Source organism: Rathayibacter sp. SW19, from assembly GCF_030866825.1.
Taxonomy (GTDB): Bacteria; Actinomycetota; Actinomycetes; order Actinomycetales; family Microbacteriaceae; genus Rathayibacter_A; species Rathayibacter_A soli.
The window spans coordinates 2427716-2442460 of sequence record NZ_CP133020.1; the positions used below are offsets into that span (position 1 = coordinate 2427716).

Here is a 14745-nt window from a genome sequence, read left to right on the forward strand (position 1 = left end):
GCCGGTGCGAAGGTTTTCTCTACCAAGGATTGCCTTACCCCGGTCAGCGCACATCGCATGCTCGAAAACTATCTCGACATCGAGATAATTCTATCAGAATCCGCCCCTGATCCTGCGACGCCGCGCGCGCTCATTCTCTGTCGAAAACGAGCGAGCGGCGCTTGGCGAATCGGTAGAAGAGTTCGATGCCCACGGCACCGACCGCGCCGACGGCGATGCCGTAGACGAGCGTCAGGTTCGCATAGACATCCATCATGAAGAACGTCCGGGTGAACGGAATCACGCAGACCAGCACGAACGAGGCAATGACGGCTGCCAACAGGGCGAAGCGCGCCCCGCTCAACGGCCGGGTGAGCACACTCAGGATCCACAGCGACACGCAGAACAGAGTGACGGTCGCAACACTGCGCGCCTCGTGACGCTCCACCTGCAACAGGTGCATCGGAATGAAAGACAGCAGGCAGGCACATGCGGCGATGATCCCTGTCGGGATCGAGTAGCGCAGGATGCGGCGCAACACGCCTGGCGTGTACAGCCGGCGGTTCGGTGCCAACGCGAGCAGGAAAGACGGGATGCCGATCGCCAGCGAGGACACCAACGTCAGTTGGCGTGGCAGGAACGGAAACGGCATGAACGTTGCCGCACTGACAAGGGCGAGGATGATCCCGTACACGGTCTTCGCGAGAAAGATATTCGCAACGCGCTCGACGTTCGCGATCACCCGTCGACCCAGCGCCAGCACGTCGGGCAGGCGATCAAAACGGTTGTCCAGCAGCACGATTCTCGAAACCGCCTTGGTCGCTGCTGTCGCAGTGCCCATCGCGATGCCGAGGTCGGCGTCTTTGATCGCCATCGCATCGTTCACGCCGTCGCCGGTCATTCCGACCGTGCGGCCAGCCGTGCGAAGCAGCCCGATCGCCGCACGCTTCTGCTCAGGGCTGACCCTGCCGAAGATGTTCGAGCCTTCGAGGGCGGCCGCCAAAGCGTCGTCGGTGTCGAGCCCGGATGCGTCGACGGCGTCGCCACCGATGCCGAGCGGTCCCGCCAACGCCGCGACCGTCACCGGGTTGTCGCCGGACATGATGATGCTGCGCACACCCTGCGACTTGAAGTAGCGCAGGGTCTGCGGAGCATCCTCGCGAATCGTCTCGGCGAAGATCACAAGGGCGGCCGGACGGAGCGTGGTGACGTCAGGCTGCTGTGCTGACGTGACCGCCGGCAGCGCAGCTGTGCTGCGAACAAGCGCGAGTGTGCGCCTGCCGGTCGCGGCCATCCGGTCGGCCTCTGTGCGTTCGAGTGACTGTGGTGCAAGTAGCCGCTCAGGCGCGCCGAGAAACCACGCGGTTGCCTGCCCGCCCGTGCTGAACTGCACCCCGCTGTATTTGGTCGCGGAGCTGAACGGGAGTCGACGCTCGACTAAGACACCGGATGCCGAGAAATGCTGCGCGAGAAGCCGAGCGGTGGCGTTGCCGGCGTCGTCGGAGCCGAACGCGGCCAACGCGATCGCAGACTCCGACTCGTGGATGCCGGCAAACGCGATCAACCGGTCGAACGCGAGTTCGCCGCTGGTCAGGGTGCCAGTCTTGTCCAGGCACAGCACGTCGACCCGCGCGAGTACTTCGACGGCCGCAAGCTCCTGCACCAGGACCTTCTTGGTTGCCAGCTGGATGGCCGCGACCCCGAATGCCAGGCTGATCAGGAGCACGAGGCCCTCCGGGATCATGCCGACGACGCTGGCAACGGCGTCCAGGACGGCACGCCGCCACTGGCCGCCGTATACGAGTTGATGCACGCCGCCGTACGCGAAGATCCGACCGACAATTGTGATGACGATCACGGGGCCGAGGATCCAGGAGATGTACACCAGGATGCGATTGACGGTGTCGCGCAGTTCCGAATGCACCAGCGAGTGCCTGCGGATCTCGGACGTCAGCTTGTTCGCGTACGAGTCAGCACCGACAGCCGTCACTCGTGCGTACCCGGTTCCGCCGATGACGTGCGATCCGGAAAGTAACGCCTCGCCCGCATCCTTCGCCACGGGATCCGACTCACCGGTGAGCATCGACTCATCGAGGCTGAGCCCGGTTGAGGCGAGCGTGCAGGCATCGGCGGGAATCTGATCTCCCGGCCGCAAAATCAGCACATCGTCGAGCACGATCTGTTCAATCGGAATATTCACGGCGGCACCGTCCCGCCGCACAGTGCTCGTCGGCGCAGCGAGGAGGGCAAGGCGCTCGAGAACGAATTTTGCGCGCAGCTCCTGCACGATTCCGATCAGGGCGTTGACAATGACGACGCCGTAGAAAAAGCCGTCGCGCACATCGCCGACGAACAGCACCGCCACGAAGCACACCGTCAGGATCGCGTTGAAGAAGGTGAAGACGTTCTCTCGGAGAATGTCCGCAACCGACCGCGATGCCGGCTGTTTGACCTCGTTGATCTGCCCTGCCGCCCGTCGCGCAGCCACCTCATCGAGGGTCAGGCCGCTCGCATCTGCCATGCGGTTACGATCCCGCGCTTGCCGGCTTCAGGTTGTACACGGAACGCACCACGAGCCAGGACAGCAGCACGAGCGGCGCGTACAGCGGCACGCCCATCAGCAGCTTCGCGATGGCGAGGCCCGAGACGTTGTCGGCAAAATACAGCGGCACCTCGACCGCCAGTCGTGCGACGAACAGCGCGAGCCAGCACACGGTCAGCAATTGAAGCGCACGGTACTTGGCCTTGTCTCGACGCCAGGCAAGACCATCGCCCATCAGGTAGCCGACGGCGAGGCCGATGACAGGCCAACGTACCAGCAGCGAGATCAGGATTGCGAGCGCATAGGCGGCGTTGGTGATCAGCCCGAGAACGAAGTTGTCGCTGCCCTTGCCGGTGAGGAGCGCGAGGACCGCGGACGCCCCGACCCCGATCAGCCCGGCGACCGCCTGCGTGACGGGCGTGCGTCCGATCACACGCACCACCGTGAACACGATGGCGATCACGACAGACGCGCCGAGCGCCAACGGCACATTCATCGTGAACGTGTACACGACCAGAAAAACCAGCCCGGGCAGAATCGTTTCGGCAAGCCCGCGGATGCCTCCCATTGCGGCAAGCAAAGCGGCGCCGCTCGGCGCCTGGCCCTCTGCGACAGCACCCAATCCGCTGCGTTGTGCAGCAGCAGCAAGGCTTTGACCGAGCGCACCGGAAAGGGAGTTCTCCCGGGCAGATGCTGCCACGCCGTCCGGTGGCGGAGGATGCGTCTTGTCCTGGTCGGGTTCGTTGGTTGTCATGTCAGCTCAGATGTTTGCGGCTTCGTCGCCGGTCAGCGGCATTCGCAGCGGAATGAGGTCGCGTGGCGGCATCGGCACGGTGCCGCGCACGACGACGATGCTGCGGAAAAGGTCTTCGACCAGCGCTGCCGCTTCCGGCTGAACGGCGGCGTCGCCAGCGATCACGCCGCGCAGGAACCAACGAGGGCCGTCAACGCCGACGAATCGCGCAACGCGGGTCTCACCGACGGTGCCTGGTGAGGCGACCGGGATCTCGGCGAGAAGTTCTGGTCCAAAGACTCCGTCTTGCTCGCTGGTGCGGCCACCCTGCCGATTGACCTGTTCGGCGATCTGCTGCCGGATCTCGTGCCACAGCCCGCTTGACCTGGGTGCCGCGAACGGCTGCACCTGCAGTGTCGAACCCGCGTAATCGAGCCCGACTGCCACCACGCGCTGTGTCTCCTCTTCGACCTCGAGGCGCAGATGCAACCCTTCACGAGGCAGAATCTTCACGCCACCCAGGTCGATGTACGGGCGCACGGGGTTCGCTTCCGATTCGTCGAGCGGCCCCTCCGTCGCACGATCTTCCGGCGCCGACTTCGCCCAGTCGTTCGGATCGTTGTTGCCGCTGCCATCTGTGCTGTCTGTGCCGCTCACGCGTTGCCTCCTGACTGCAAGACGGTATAGCCCGTTGAACCGAATCCGTTGGCACCCCGAGCGCTGTCAGGCAGCTCGTCGACGGGAAGGAATCGGGCCCGACTGACGGGCATCACCACGATCTGAGCGATTCTGTCGCCGACTTCCACGGCATACGGCTCCGTTTGGTCCGTGTTGAGAAGGGTGACTTTTATCTCGCCGCGATATCCGGCATCGACGGTGCCCGGCGAGTTCACAATCGTGATCCCGTGTCTGGCAGCCAGCCCGCTGCGCGGAACGACGAAGGCCACGTAGCCGTCAGGGAGCGCCAGTGCAAACCCGGTGCCGAGTGTCTTGCGCTCGCCGGGTGCCAATGTCGCCGCTTCGTTCGAACACAGATCGGCCCCGGCGTCACCGGGGTGAGCGTAGCTCGGCAGGACATCCGCTCTGCTCGGAATGTCAATGGAATCAGTCACGTGTCGAGGGTAGTGCAGAAATCTGATCGAATAGAGGCATGGTTCTGTATCGTGAGCGGCTGTGGCCCGCCCCTTGGCTGTTCATCTCCACCGCATTGATCATTCCCGCCTGCATCTTGGTGTTCGCGCCGATCAACATGGCCGTCGGAGTCATCTTGGCGATCGTGCTTTATGCGGTCTGTGTCTGGATGCTTCTGAACTCCGCGGCGACTATCCAGGTGACAGAAGAGTCGTTCAGCGCGGGGCGCGCGCGGATCGAACGGTCGCTTCTCGGAAACGCTCAGGCGTACGACGGCGACGAGGCGACGCTTCAGCGGGGTCAGAAGCTCGATGCGCGGGCATGGCTGCTGATTCGCGGCTGGGTCAAGCCGGTCGTCAAGGTCGCGGTGCTGGACGTCAACGATCCTGCGCCGTACTGGCTGATCTCGACACGCCGACCCGGTGAATTGGTGCGAGTGCTCAGCGATTTGCCAGGCCCGCAGCGCCGTCCGCTCGAACGCGGCTAATGGTGCGTCAGCTCGCGCACTCCATGCAGATCGGTCCGAGCTTGGACTCGTGGTCCATCTGCGACCGATGCTTCACAAGAAAACAACTCACACAGGTGAATTCGTCCGCCTGCGGGGGAAGAACAACGACGTCGAGATCGAGGTCGGACAGGTCCGCGCCAGGCAGCTCGAAGCCGCCCGGATTGTCGGCATCGTCGACGTCAACGACTCCGGACATCTTGTCCGGTACCCGTTCCTTGAGCGCCTCGATCGACTCCGAGTCATCCTCGGTCTTTCGTGGCGCATCGTAATCCGTTGCCATGCCCATCCACTTCTCGTGTGACTGCCGATCAAACGAAATCAGCGGGCACAGTTTGCATCAAACCTGAGAGAATTGCAAACCATCCCGCGATCTGATCGCCTCTGGTCACGGTCAACTTGCGGCGCGCCACAGATATTCCCGAGATTTCGGGCGTCTTCATGGCATCCTAGCCACGAACCGAGACAGCTGGAGAGGCGTTTCACCATGCAGGATTTGAAGGTCATCGGAGTTGAGAACGGTGCTCTCCTCGCCGCGAGTGACGACGGCGAGCGGTACCGCATCGCGATCGACGAGGTTTTGCAGTCCAGATTGCGCCAAAACAAGCCGGGACCGGCCACCGGGCACAAGGTTTCGCCGCGCGAGGTTCAGTCTCACATTCGGTCGGGACTGACGGCAGAAGAGGTTTCGTCATTGACGGGCGCTGCAGTCGAATACGTGCAACGGTTCGAGGGCCCGATTCTGGCCGAGCGTGAGCACATCGTCGCGTCCGCTTTGGGCGTACCTGTGCACACGAACGCGGACGTCGATCCGCTCGGTGAGGCGGCGACGTTCGGCGTCGTGATCCGGGAGCGTCTTGCGTCGCTTTCTGCGACTGGAGAGCGCTGGGCGAGTTGGAAAGAGCAAGATGGCGGTTGGATCGTCAAACTCTCCTTCACCGCAGACGAGATCGATCACGACGCCCGATGGGCTTATGACTCGCGCAAGCACGCGCTGTCTCCACTCAACTCCGAGGCCACGACGCTGTCGCAGCAGGGCGAGTTGCAGGGTGGCCTGATCCCCCGGCTGCGGGCGGTTACGCCGAGCGTGCTGCCGGACGAGTCACGCTTTGACAGCGGTGCGTTCAGTTTTCCTGATGAAGCGGTACACGCTGCACCGGATGCTGCACCGCACCTTGAACCTGCGCCGTTCGGGCGCACGAGCTCCGCGAGCAATAATGCGATCGCAGTGACCGCGATCAAACGTGCCGAGGACGACACGCAGAAGGATCAACACCAGACGGCCGATCTGCTCGAGGCGCTGCGCCGTCGGCGGGGCGAACGCGAAGCCGCGGGCGCGGAGTTGTCGCCGGCGGCAATCGATGTGCCTCTCGACGATTTCGACGGCCTGCAGGAGGCTCCCGAACTACCGAAGCGCCAGGTTGCGAACTCGGCTGGATCACGCGGCTCGCTCGGAAAGGTTTCGCCATCGAAAACTGCGCCGGGAAAGAAGGGCAGAACGTCGATGCCGAGCTGGGACGAGATCGTGTTCGGGGCCAGAACGGACGACGACCTGGCGTAGCGAAACGCCTGTCTTCGGCGAAAGCCCTACCCATGCGAAAGCCCCGGGCATGGGCGCTAGGCGAAAGCGCCTACGCCGATCAGCGGTACGGCCAGTTCTTCGACCGTGAATGAGCCATGTTGGCCGATCATCGCCAGCGATTGCTTCGTCGCCGTGCGTGAGTCGTAGTACGCGATCCGCCCGCGTGCCGCAATCAACAGATGCCCGATGCGCGGCACGATGGCGGGGTCGACGTTCGCACCGAACCAACCCGCTTCGATAGCCTGCGCCCTGGTCGCGACCCATGCTCGGTGGCCTTCCACGTGTGTCCAACGAGCAGCGAGTGCGGCCGCCTCCGCCTCGGAAGCATCAGCCGCGAGGTGGAGTTGCAGGCAACGCGGGTCACCGGCGACATGCCGCACGCCCTCAAGCAATTCGGGAACCGTGTCGAACAGCACGTGCGAGGTCGTCGGCACGTCGAGTACGCCATGATCCGCTGTGACCAGTCCGGCTTCATGATTCTTCAACTCGTGGGCAAACGCCGCCACCTGGGAATCGACTTCCTCTAACGCGGCGAGCCAGGCATCCGATTGCCACCCGTGCGCATGGCAGGCAATGTCCAACTCCGGCACGTAAAGATAGCTGATGCTCCGACCGCCCGCATCGAGAATGCGCCGCGCAGCCGCGAATCGGTGCTCGATCGTCTTCGCACCCACGTAGTCGGCACCAGACAGAATGGCGGTGCTGAAAGACGACGACCGGTAACGCTCCGGGCCGATGGCGAAAGCAGCGATCCTGTCGGCCTTGGCCGACTCGAAAACTGTCGGGCATCGCTGCCAGGCCGCCGGATCCGGATCCCCTTTCCACCCGCTGAGCTGATTGAAGACTCGGTCGGCGACCGGGTCGAGCACCGTGTATCCCACCATGCCGTGGCGGCCCGGCGTCGTTCCGGTGCACAGACTCGTCAACGCGACCGCAGTCGTGGTTGGGAATCCGCTCATCATTGTCGTTGCCCGCGTGAGCCGCGATGCGAGGAACCGGGCATGGCCGGCGCGCGCCCTCAGCGGATGAGAACCGAGCCCGTCAACGACGATCACAACCACGCGATCCACCTGCGGAAGTTTCAGCAGGTTGGGCCGGCCTGCCAGTGCTGCCACGCAACTTGGAAGAACGTCGGCAAGGCTTCGTGCAGAAGAATAGCCGGCCGGTAACATGGTGCCCATCGGGTTCAGTCTGCCATAGGCGTGTTGGGTCCGACCGCACCCACCCTTCCGACGTGACGCACTGATTGCAGGAGCGCAGCACGAGATTGCACGAATGAGCCCGACAGACGAACAGACCTCACCGGCAGGTAGCACAGAACGCATCGAAGATGTCGACGTCACGACAGAGATGCAAGGGTCGTTCCTCGAGTATGCATATTCGGTGATCTATTCGCGCGCCCTTCCCGACGCGCGTGACGGCCTGAAACCGGTGCAACGACGCATCCTTTACCAGATGACGCAGATGGGTTTGCGTCCGGATCGCGGCCACGTCAAATCGGCGAGGGTCACCGGTGAGGTGATGGGCAAGCTGCACCCGCACGGCGACAGTGCGATCTATGACGCCCTGGTGCGCATGGCGCAGGACTTCACCCTTCGCGTTCCCCTGATCGACGGCCATGGCAACTTCGGGTCGCTCGACGACGGGCCGGCCGCCGCGCGCTACACCGAAGCACGCCTGGCTGCAGCGTCACTGGCCATGACCGACGGACTCGACGAGGACGTCGTCGACTTTGTTCCGAACTATGACAATCAGCTGACCCAGCCAGAAGTGCTGCCCGCCGCGTTCCCCAACCTTCTCGTCAACGGTGCGAGCGGCATTGCGGTGGGGATGGCCACGAACATGGCCCCGCACAACCTCATCGAAGTTGTCGGTGCCGCAAAGCATCTGCTCGCAAACCCGGATGCCGATCTGGACTCTCTGATGGAATTCGTGCCGGGGCCGGATCTGCCAACCGGCGGCACCATCGTCGGACTCGCGGGAATCAGGGATGCTTACACCTCAGGTCGCGGGAGTTTCAAGACACGCGCAAAGGTCACGATCGAAGCGATCACCGCACGGAAGAGCGGCCTGATCGTCACTGAGCTGCCCTATCTGGTCGGCCCGGAAAAGGTGATCGACAAGATCAAGGACGGCGTCAATTCAAAGAAGCTCAGCGGTATCTCCGACGTCACCGACCTGAGCGATCGCACAAAAGGGTTGCGCCTTGTGATCGGTATCAAGACCGGCTTCAGCCCGGAGGCTGTGCTTGAACAGCTGTACAGGCACACACCTCTCGAAGACGGCTTCTCGATCAATAATGTTGCCCTCGTCGACGGCGGGCCGCAGACACTGGGCCTGCGTGAACTGCTACGGGTCTACGTCGACCATCGCATCAGTGTCACAACGCGGCGTTCGCGATTCCGCCTTGAACGGCGCAGGGAACGGCTGCATCTGGTTCTCGGGCTCTTGATCGCGATCGTCGACATCGACGAAGTGATCCAGGTCATCCGCGGCAGCGACGACGCGGAGCAGGCGCGCACCAGACTGATCGATGTCTTCGACCTGAGTCAGGTGCAAGCGGAGTACATCCTCGAATTGCGCTTGCGTCGGTTGACGAAGTTCTCGCGCATCGAGCTCGAAGCGGAGCGTTCGCAGCTTGAGCAGGAGATTGCGCAACTCGAGTCTCTGCTCGGCAGCGACGACCGCATCAAAGAACTCGTCGCGGCTGAGCTTGATGCAGTTGCCGAGAAGTTCGGCACCCCGCGGCGCACCCTGTTGACGCAGGCGCGCCCTTCGATCGCGACGGTCGGCTCACGAAAGACCGCTGCTGTGCTCGAGGTGGCAGACACTCCTTGCCGAGTTTTCCTCTCGGCAACAGGACGGATGTTACGCGTCGACCAGCAGGCCGACGATGCAGGCAGCTTGGACCGCATCACGGCCCCGACGCGGAGAAGCAAACATGACGCAATCCGTTCGACTCTGACCACGACGAGCCGAAGTGAGATCGGTGCAGTCACGAACAAGGGGCGACTGTTCCGGTTCTCCCCCGTCGACCTGCCCGCCGTGCCTGCGAACTCGATTCAACTCGCTGCCGGCGTCAAAGCGCGAGACTATCTCGCGCTACCCGACAAAGCGGAGCGCGTGTTGGCGGTCGTCTCGCTCACCGCCGAGACCTCGATCGCGCTCGGCACCAGACAGGGTGTCGTGAAACGCGTTACACCGTTGGACTGGGCGAACAAGCCGGAGTTCGAACTCATCGGCCTCAAGGCAGGCGACGAAGTGGTCGGTGCCGTGCAGGGAGCAGACACCGACGAACTCGTCTTCGTGACCTCTGACGCGCAATTGCTGCGCTTTGCCGCAGCCGCCGTGCGCCCGCAAGGGCGGGCTGCGAGCGGAATGGCGGGTATCAAGCTGGGTGCAGCAGCCGAGGTGATCTTCTTCGGGGCGGTGCCTGCCGCCGACGGCGAAAACGCGCTTGTCGTCACCATTGCGACCAGTGGTGCGACGCTCGCTGGCGCGGACACCGGAAGCGGCAAGGTCAGCGCATTCGCAGACTACCCGCCGAAGGGTCGCGCTACCGGCGGCGTGCGCGCGCAGCGCTTCCTGAAAGGCGAGGATCAGCTGTCGCTCGCCTGGGTCGGAGCGGCTCCTGCTCGAGCCGTCGGATCAGACGGCTCACTGCGAAGCCTGCCCGAAGCCGGGGCGCGACGAGACGCATCCGGTCAGAGTCTCGACGCCGTGATCGGCGCGGTCGGCATGGCGATCGGATCCTGAACCGACAGCGACTTGAGCAGACAGCGACCTGAACCGGCAGCGACTTGAGTAAGCAGAGAATTGAGTAAGCAGAGAATCGCTAGACGTCGATTCGCTCGCGCGACAGCGTGTCAGAGCTGTCGATGATGAACTCTTTGCGCGGAGCAACATCGTTGCCCATCAGCAGTTCGAACACATCGGCGGCTTGCTCGGCGTCCGGAACCTGCACGCGTCGCAGCATCCGGTGCGTTCTGTCCATCGTTGTGGTTGCCAATTGGTCTGCATCCATTTCGCCGAGCCCCTTGTAGCGTTGGATCGGCTCCTGATACCGGCGATTCGAGCGCTTCAAACCCGCGAGCACGCCTTGCAATTCTGCTTCGGAATACGTGTAGATCGTCTCATTGGGCTTCGTGCCCGGGTTCATCACGATCACCCGGTGCAGTGGCGGAACCGCGGCGAACACCCGGCCGGCCTCGATCATCGGCCGCATGTAGCGGAAGAATAGGGTCAACAGAAGGATTCGAATGTGGGCGCCGTCGACATCCGCATCGCTCATCACGATGATCTTGCCGTAGCGCGCCTGGGAGAGGTCGAAGCTGCGACCTGAACCCGCACCGATCACCTGGATGATCGACGCGCACTCCGCGTTCCCGAGCATGTCGGAGACCGAAGCCTTCTGCACGTTCAAGATCTTGCCGCGAATCGGCAACAGTGCCTGGTGTTCACTGTCGCGGGCTCGCCGGGCGGTACCGAGCGCCGAGTCGCCCTCCACAATGAACAGTTCGCTGTTCGCGACGTCACTCGAGCGGCAGTCGACGAGCTTGGACGGCAGCGATGAAGTTTCCAACGCATTCTTGCGACGCTGGGTCTCCTTGTGGGCGCGCGCGGAAATCCGGGACTTCATCTCGGAAACGACCTTGTCGAGCAACAGAGCCGACTGGGTCTTGTCGTCGCGTTTCGTCGACGAGAATCGTGCAGCCAGCGCAGAGGTGACCACCTGGCTGACGATCGCCCGCACAGCAGGCGTGCCGAGCACTTCCTTCGTCTGACCCTCGAACTGCGGTTCGGGCAGTCGCACCGTCAGCACAGCTGTCAAGCCCGCGAGGATGTCGTCCTTGTCGAGTTTGTCCGTTCCGACCTTCAGGCGCCGCGCGTTGGCGTCGACCTGCTGTCGGAAGAACTTCATCAGCCCCTGATCGAAACCGAGTTGATGGCTGCCGCCCTTCGGCGTCGCGATGATGTTCACGAAACTGCGCATCACGGTCTCGTAGCCGGTCCCCCAGCGCAGCGCGATGTCGACGTGACATTCCCGGTGCAGCTCCGTGGGCGTCATCGCGCCATTCTCGTGAAGCACAGGAACGGTCTCGGTGAAGTTGCCTGTTCCCGTCAGACGCCAGGTGTCCGTGACCGCCGAGTCTGGCGCGAGATAGTCGACGAACGCGGAAATGCCGCCCTCGAACGCGAAGGCGGAGTGCACGGGCTCTTCACCGCGATTGTCCGTGATCTCCAGCGCGATACCGGGCACGAGGAAAGCGGTCTGGCGCGCTCGGCCGAGCAGGTCATCCGTTCGAAAATCAGCATTGCCCCCAAAGATCTGCCGGTCGGCCCAATAGCGGATCCGGGTGCCGGTCACCCCACGCTTGACCGAACCGACGACGCGCAATTCGCTTTTCTTCTCAAACGGGGTGAATGCTGCATCCGGGCTTGGCGCACCGGTGTCTGCGAACAGCCCCGGCTCACCTCTGCGGAAGGACATCGCCCAGGTCTTGCCGTCCCGGTCGACCTCGACGTCGAGGCGCTCGGACAGCGCGTTGACAACGGAAGCGCCGACCCCGTGCAACCCGCCGGATGCGGCGTAGGAACCCGACCCGAACTTGCCGCCGGCGTGCAGCTTCGTGAACACGACCTCGATACCGGTGAGCCCCGTCTTCGGCTCGATGTCCACCGGGATGCCCCTGGCGGTATCGCGCACCTCGACACTGTCATCCGGATGCAAGACGACCTCGATCTTCGCACCGTAGCCGCCGAGGGCTTCGTCCACCGAGTTGTCGATGATCTCCCAGAGGCAGTGCATCAGTCCGCGTGAATCCGTGGAGCCGATGTACATGCCCGGGCGCTTGCGCACCGCTTCCAGTCCCTCGAGTACAGACAGGTGCCTGGCGGAATAATCAGAGCTGGCCACGGATGTGTCTCCTCGGTTGCGCAGTCGTGCAGAGCCGATTCTGCACCGCCTTCCAGCGTATCCAGGCGGGGGCTCCGCCACCGCCATTGACACCCCGGCACTGAACAGCTGCTACGCGTTCAGCGAAATGCCCTGTCTTGAAGTCGTCGGAGCACGCAGAACGTGCTTGTATGGAGGTACCGAGTTGAATGGTTCGGGTTTTGCAGGAGGAGCACAACATGTCGAACATCGCCACAGGTACCGGTGCCGCTGCTGAGCTCGCCACCGGACCGCAATTGACCGCTGCCGACCGTTGCGACGCCTGCGGCGCTCAGGCCTATGTGCGCGTAGTCGTAAACAACGGCGAACTCCTCTTCTGCGCACACCACGCGAAGAAGCACGAAGAAAAGCTGTCAGCGATCGCGCAGAGCTGGCACGACGAGTCGGCACGTTTGTTCGAGGATCAGCGCGCCTAAGCCGCGTCCTTCGAGTCTTACACAATCGCAGTTTTCTTCACGGATCGGTGACCGTGCCAGCAGAGGTCAAAGGCGTGCGCCGTCGCGCCGATGTCTCGTTGCGGGCGATTGTCGCAAATGTCGGGGTGCTGACAACCGCTCAGGGCGCCGCCCCCGCGGCGTTCGCCGACCTGCGAGCGGATGCCTACGGGCACGGACTCCTGCCGGTCGCCACCGCGCTTGCCGCTGCCGGCATCCGCGGGTTCGTTGTCTCGGATGACGATGCTCGAACCGCACTTGCGGCCCATTACCCCGATCTGCCCATCCACGTCGGTACACAGGCAGGACCGCGCGTCGCAGCGGCGTTCGATGCTCACCTGCTCGGACCGGAATTATTCGGGCTCGGCGAACAGGATTCCGCTGTTGCACCTTCATTGCGGTCCAACCTACGACCCGCCCTGCGGTTGACATCCGAGGTGCTCTCGGTCAAACGCGTGCCCCGCGGCAGTGGGGTTTCCTACGGCTACACCTACCGAACCTCCGCTGAGACCACGCTGGTGCTCTCCGGTCTCGGCTTCGCCGACGGGATCCCGCGCGTCGCATCCAATCGTGCTCCTGTGCTCGTGAACGCCGTGCGGGCACGGGTCAGCGGTCGGATCGCGATGGACCAGTTCGTCATCGATGTCGGAGACGCGGCCCCGTCCGTCGGGGATACGGTCGTGCTGTTCGGTGACGGCGCAATCGGCGAACCGACCGCAGCGGACTGGGCTCTCGCAACGGGCATCTGTTCCGAGGCGATCGTGGCAGGGCTGGGCGCTCGCATCGAGAGGGTGTATTCGCGATGAGCGCGCGCGCGATCATCGACCTCGAGGCGCTACGTGCCAACGTCACGCTGTTGTCCTCAAGTATTGCTCCTGCGGAGACCATGCTTGCGGTCAAGGCCAACGCGTACGGCCACGGGCTGATCCCGATCGCCACGGCCGGGATCGCCGCCGGTGCGAGTTCGCTCGCTGTGCTGGAGATTCCTGCCGGGCTGGAATTGCGCGACGCGGGCGTCGCCGCACCGCTGTTCGCGTGGTTGCACGGCACGAACACAGACTTTCGGGCAGGCATTGAGGCGGACATCCAACTCGGTGTCTCCGCCGAGTGGCAATTGCACGCGATCGCTGCTGCGCACGCGAGTAAACCGGCCGTCGTGCATTTGAAGCTCGACAGCGGGCTCAGCCGCAATGGCGCCACTCCTGCCGACTGGCCGGCGCTCGTCACAGCAGCTCTGGCCGCGGAACGCGCGGGAACGATCCGCGTCCGCGGCGCCTGGTCGCACCTTGCCGATGCGTCCGTCGAAGACGACGAAGCCGCGCTGCAGATCTTTCGTGACGCCGTCGCCACGGCCCACGCGCTGGGTGCACGGTTCGAAGTGCTCCATCTCGCCGCCAGCTCAGCCGGTATCCGGATGCCGCAGGCGCATTTTGATCTCGTGCGCTTCGGTATCGCGGCGTACGGCATTTCGCCGTTCGACGACCGCACGGCAGCCGAACTCGGTTTGCGCCCTGTGATGTCGTTGCAGGCCGACGTTGTGGAGCTGATCGACGACGGCCCGGGCACGCTGGCGCGCGTCGCCGTTGGCTACGCAGATGGTCTGCCCACCAGAGCCGTCGGCCGCGCACAGGTTCTCCTGGACGGTCGACGTTCACCTGTCGTCGCTCTGGCTGTCGACAGTATGCTCGTTGCCGTGCAGGACACCCGGCCGCGTGTTGGTGACACGGCACTCGTGTTCGGGCCAGGCGACGCCGACGAGCCGACGGCGGCTGACTGGGCGCACTGGGCGTCGACGATCGGAGATGAGATCGTCACGCATCTGTCAGCGCGCGTGCCGCGTAGCTACCGGGGATGAGCAATCTCGCGAACCCAGTCGCGTGCGG

Annotated in this window: 13 protein-coding genes; 6 read left to right on the forward strand and 7 right to left on the reverse strand. The window is 63.8% G+C overall.

The window, feature by feature from the left end:
- Window positions 1–130: 130 nt before the first annotated feature.
- Genes QU604_RS11230 through dut form a run of 4 tightly spaced genes read right to left on the reverse strand, consistent with a single transcriptional unit; the run spans window position 131 to window position 4366 of the window.
- On the reverse strand, window positions 131–2500 hold the full coding sequence (locus tag QU604_RS11230) for an HAD-IC family P-type ATPase (RefSeq protein WP_308464722.1): 2370 nt from the start codon (window positions 2498–2500) through the stop codon (window positions 131–133).
- 4 nt (window positions 2501–2504) lie between these two features.
- Entirely contained in the window at window positions 2505–3275 is a 771-nt protein-coding gene (locus QU604_RS11235; RefSeq protein WP_308464723.1) for a DUF3159 domain-containing protein, read from the reverse strand.
- 6 nt (window positions 3276–3281) lie between these two features.
- Window positions 3282–3911 carry a DUF3710 domain-containing protein gene (locus QU604_RS11240; RefSeq protein ID WP_308464724.1) on the reverse strand — a complete coding sequence of 210 codons (630 nt, stop codon included), beginning with the start codon at window positions 3909–3911 and terminating at the stop codon, window positions 3282–3284.
- The gene (gene dut, locus QU604_RS11245; RefSeq protein ID WP_308464725.1) at window positions 3908–4366 is read right to left on the reverse strand and encodes a dUTP diphosphatase; all 459 of its coding nucleotides are present in this window, start codon (window positions 4364–4366) and stop codon (window positions 3908–3910) included. Before dut ends, QU604_RS11240 begins: the two co-directional genes overlap by 4 nt.
- A 38-nt stretch (window positions 4367–4404) precedes the next feature.
- Between dut and QU604_RS11250 the strand changes: the two genes are divergently transcribed.
- A complete protein-coding gene (locus QU604_RS11250; RefSeq protein WP_308464726.1) occupies window positions 4405–4872 on the forward strand; it encodes a DUF3093 domain-containing protein in 468 nt (155 codons plus the stop codon).
- Between the two features lie 7 nt (window positions 4873–4879).
- On the opposite strand, the gene QU604_RS11255 is transcribed toward QU604_RS11250, so the two are convergent.
- Window positions 4880–5173 (reverse strand): DUF4193 domain-containing protein, encoded by a 294-nt coding sequence (locus tag QU604_RS11255; RefSeq protein WP_308464727.1) that lies wholly within the window; start codon window positions 5171–5173, stop codon window positions 4880–4882.
- A 204-nt stretch (window positions 5174–5377) separates the two neighbouring features.
- On the opposite strand from QU604_RS11255, the gene sepH reads away from it, so the two are divergent.
- Window positions 5378–6451 (forward strand): septation protein SepH, encoded by a 1074-nt coding sequence (gene sepH, locus QU604_RS11260; protein ID WP_308464728.1) that lies wholly within the window; start codon window positions 5378–5380, stop codon window positions 6449–6451.
- A gap of 56 nt (window positions 6452–6507) precedes the next feature.
- Here the strand turns inward: sepH and QU604_RS11265 are convergent, their stop codons facing one another.
- Window positions 6508–7653, reverse strand: a complete 1146-nt coding sequence (locus QU604_RS11265) for an alkaline phosphatase family protein (RefSeq protein ID WP_308464729.1) — start codon at window positions 7651–7653, stop codon at window positions 6508–6510.
- 94 nt (window positions 7654–7747) lie between these two features.
- On the opposite strand from QU604_RS11265, the gene QU604_RS11270 reads away from it, so the two are divergent.
- Window positions 7748–10228 carry a DNA gyrase/topoisomerase IV subunit A gene (locus tag QU604_RS11270; protein WP_308464730.1) on the forward strand — a complete coding sequence of 827 codons (2481 nt, stop codon included), beginning with the start codon at window positions 7748–7750 and terminating at the stop codon, window positions 10226–10228.
- A 79-nt stretch (window positions 10229–10307) separates the two neighbouring features.
- Here QU604_RS11270 and QU604_RS11275 read toward each other — a convergent pair whose 3' ends face one another.
- Entirely contained in the window at window positions 10308–12389 is a 2082-nt protein-coding gene (locus QU604_RS11275; RefSeq protein WP_308464731.1) for a DNA gyrase/topoisomerase IV subunit B, read from the reverse strand.
- A 218-nt stretch (window positions 12390–12607) separates the two neighbouring features.
- Here QU604_RS11275 and QU604_RS11280 point away from each other — a divergent pair, with 218 nt between their 5' ends.
- Genes QU604_RS11280 through QU604_RS11290 form a run of 3 tightly spaced genes read left to right on the forward strand, consistent with a single transcriptional unit; the run spans window position 12608 to window position 14717 of the window.
- Complete coding sequence (locus QU604_RS11280; protein ID WP_308464732.1) at window positions 12608–12844, forward strand: DUF7455 domain-containing protein; 237 nt, start codon at window positions 12608–12610, stop codon at window positions 12842–12844.
- Between the two features lie 47 nt (window positions 12845–12891).
- A complete protein-coding gene (locus tag QU604_RS11285) occupies window positions 12892–13668 on the forward strand; it encodes an alanine racemase (protein WP_308464733.1) in 777 nt (258 codons plus the stop codon).
- Window positions 13665–14717: an alanine racemase gene (locus tag QU604_RS11290; protein WP_308464734.1), complete on the forward strand. Its 1053-nt coding sequence runs from the start codon at window positions 13665–13667 to the stop codon at window positions 14715–14717. Before QU604_RS11285 ends, QU604_RS11290 begins: the two co-directional genes overlap by 4 nt.
- Window positions 14718–14745 lie beyond the last annotated feature (28 nt).